This is a genomic window from Saccharomonospora iraqiensis subsp. iraqiensis (genome assembly GCF_000430445.1).
GTDB lineage: Bacteria > Actinomycetota > Actinomycetes > Mycobacteriales > Pseudonocardiaceae > Saccharomonospora > Saccharomonospora iraqiensis.
Genome location: NZ_KE387058.1, coordinates 22,746 through 25,606 on the forward strand (window position 1 = coordinate 22,746; position 2,861 = coordinate 25,606).

General features: G+C 69.6%; 2 protein-coding genes and 1 pseudogene. All 3 read left to right on the plus strand.

The window, feature by feature from the left end:
- Positions 1 to 621: cytochrome c oxidase assembly protein (locus ACTIR_RS0104910; RefSeq protein WP_026453441.1), on the plus strand; the 621-nt coding region annotated here is incomplete at its 5' end.
- Positions 622 to 821: 200 nt separating this feature from the next.
- A complete protein-coding gene (gene ettA, locus ACTIR_RS0104915) occupies positions 822 to 2,498 on the plus strand; it encodes an energy-dependent translational throttle protein EttA (protein ID WP_026453442.1) in 1,677 nt (558 codons plus the stop codon).
- 84 nt (positions 2,499 to 2,582) lie between these two features.
- Positions 2,583 to 2,861 (plus strand): annotated as a pseudogene (locus ACTIR_RS26285) (hypothetical protein); the annotation flags it as partial.

Sequence of the window (2,861 nt, forward strand, 5' to 3'; positions counted from 1 at the left end):
CCCTCGGGGCGCGACGCCCCACCGGGGCCGCGGGAGTGGCTGCTGGCGCTGACGCACTCCCGGCTCGCCCGGGTGCTGACCAACCCGATCGTGGCGCTGGTGCTGTTCATCGGGTCGTTCTACGGCCTGTACTTCTCCGGGCTGTTCGACGCCGCGCTGTCCGAGCACTGGGCCCACCTCGCCATGAACGCCCACTTCCTGCTGGCGGGCTACGTCTTCTTCTGGCCGGTGATCGGGGTCGACCCGGCCCCGCGCCGGCTGCCCCCGCTGGGCAGACTGGGGCTGCTGTTCGCGTCGGTGCCGTTCCACGCGTTCTTCGGGGTCATCCTGATGAACATGCAGACGGTGATCGGGGCCGGGTTCTACCGGGCGCTCGACCTGCCCTGGATGGAGGACCTGCTCGCCGACCAGCGGCTCGGCGGTGGCATCGCGTGGGCCTCGGGCGAGATCCCCGTGCTGATCGTGATGATCGCGTTGCTGGTGCAGTGGGTCCGCTCGGACGAACGCGAGGCCCGGCGACGCGACCGCCGGGAGGACGCCACGGGTGACGCCGAACTCGCCGCCTACAACGCGATGCTGCGGCAGATGGCCGAGCAGGACGGGCGGCGCCGGGTGGAATAGGTCACCCGATCGCGGCACCCCGGGGTCCGTCGCCGCCGCGGCGGGCCACCCGTGCCGCGTGTGCCCAGCGGTTCCGCCCCCGCCGCGGCGGGGGGCGTCCGGCCGTCCGGTGTCTCCGCGTGGTGCGCCCGTGCTCACGACCGGTGGCCCATCGGTGAGGCGGGGTGATGAGGTCGTCGGCTTCGCTCTACGATCGGAGTATGGCCGAGTTCATTTACACCATGAAAAAGGTGCGCAAGACCGTCGGGGACAAGGTGATCCTCGACGACGTCAGCACCGCGTTCTTCCCCGGCGCCAAGATCGGCGTGGTGGGACCGAACGGTGCGGGTAAGTCCACCGTTCTGAAGATCATGGCTGGGCTCGACCAACCGAGCAACGGGGAGGCCTTCATCCAGCCGGGGGCCAGCGTCGGCATCCTCCAGCAGGAGCCGCCGCTGAACGAGGAGAAGACCGTCCGCGGCAACGTGGAGGAGGGGCTCGGCGAGATCAAGGTCAAGTTGGACCGCTTCAACGAGATCGCCGAGAAGCTGGCCACCGACTACAGCGACGCCCTGATGGAGGAGATGGGCAAGCTGCAGGAGGACCTCGACCACGCCGACGCCTGGGAGCTGGACTCGCAGCTCGAACAGGCGATGGACGCGCTGCGCTGCCCCCCGGGGGACGAGCCGGTGAGCCACCTCTCCGGTGGTGAGCGCCGCCGGGTGGCGCTGTGCAAGCTGCTGCTGTCGGGGCCGGACCTGTTGCTGCTGGACGAGCCCACCAACCACCTGGACGCCGAGAGCGTGCTCTGGCTGGAGCAGTTCCTGGCGACCTACCCGGGTGCCGTCCTCGCCGTGACCCACGACAGGTACTTCCTGGACAACGTCGCGGAATGGATCATGGAGCTGGACCGGGGCCGGGTCGAGGGCTACGAGGGCAACTACTCGACCTACCTGGAGAAGAAGCGGGAACGCCTGGAGGTCCAGGGCAAGAAGGACGCCAAGCTCGCGAAGCGGCTGAAGAACGAGCTGGAGTGGGTCCGCTCGAACGCGAAGGCGCGGCAGTCCAAGTCCCGCTCGCGGCTGCAGCGGTACGAGGAGATGGCCGCCGAGGCGGAGAAGAGCAAGAAGCTGGACTTCGAGGAGATCCAGATCCCGCCGGGGCCCCGCCTGGGCAACGTGGTGGTCGAGGTGGAGAACCTGCGCAAGGGCTTCGACGACCGGCTGCTGATCGACGACCTGTCCTTCACGTTGCCGCGCAATGGCATCGTCGGCGTGATCGGCCCCAACGGCGTCGGCAAGACGACGCTGTTCAAGACGATCGTGGGTCTGGAGGAGGCCGACTCCGGCACCGTCAAGGTCGGCGACACCGTCAAACTCTCCTACGTCGACCAGCAGCGCGCGGGCATCGACCCGGAGAAGACGGTGTGGCAGGTCGTGTCCGACGGCCTCGACTACATCCACGTCGGCCAGGTCGAGATGCCCTCCCGCGCCTACGTCAGCGCGTTCGGTTTCAAGGGCCCCGACCAGCAGAAGCCCGCGGGTGTGCTCTCCGGTGGTGAGCGCAACCGGCTCAACCTGGCGATGACCCTCAAACAGGGCGGCAACCTGATCCTGCTCGACGAGCCCACCAACGACCTCGACGTCGAGACCCTCGGCTCGCTGGAGAACGCGCTCGAACAGTTCCCCGGCTGCGCCGTGGTGATCTCGCACGACAGGTGGTTCCTGGACCGCGTGGCCACCCACATCCTCGCGTGGGAGGGGACCGAGGAGAACCCGGCGAAGTGGTTCTGGTTCGAGGGCAACTTCGAGGGCTACGAGAAGAACAAGATCGAACGGCTGGGTGCGGAGGCCGCCCGGCCGCACAGGGTGACGCACCGCAAGCTGACGCGCGACTGACACGAGTGGCGTGCCGCCGGCACCGCGTGGCGAGTGCCCGGCGACGACCGAGCCCCCCGGAGCCAACGTTGAGCGGGAGACCCAGTGGTAGCCACTGAGCACACCAACGCGAGCGCGGTCAACGGCCGCCGAGCCGCTGCCCACGACGGCGTCGAGGAGGACCCGGGTTCGGTCGCCCGGCTCGTCGAGCACGCCACCGCCCTCGAGGTGCGGGCCCCCGAGCTCGCGTTGATCCTCGGTGAGCGCGCCGCCGCGCTGGCCGAGTCGGCGGGGGACAACGAGCTGTGGGTGCGGGCGGAGAGCCTGGTCGTGCACGCCCGGGTCCGGCTGGGGCACCGGGCGTCCACGGTCGGCCGGGCGGTC

Coding starts and splice junctions, on each gene's coding strand:
- ettA (WP_026453442.1), top strand. CDS start 822: ATGGCCGAGTTCATTTACACCATGAAAAAGGTGCGCAAGACCGTCGGG.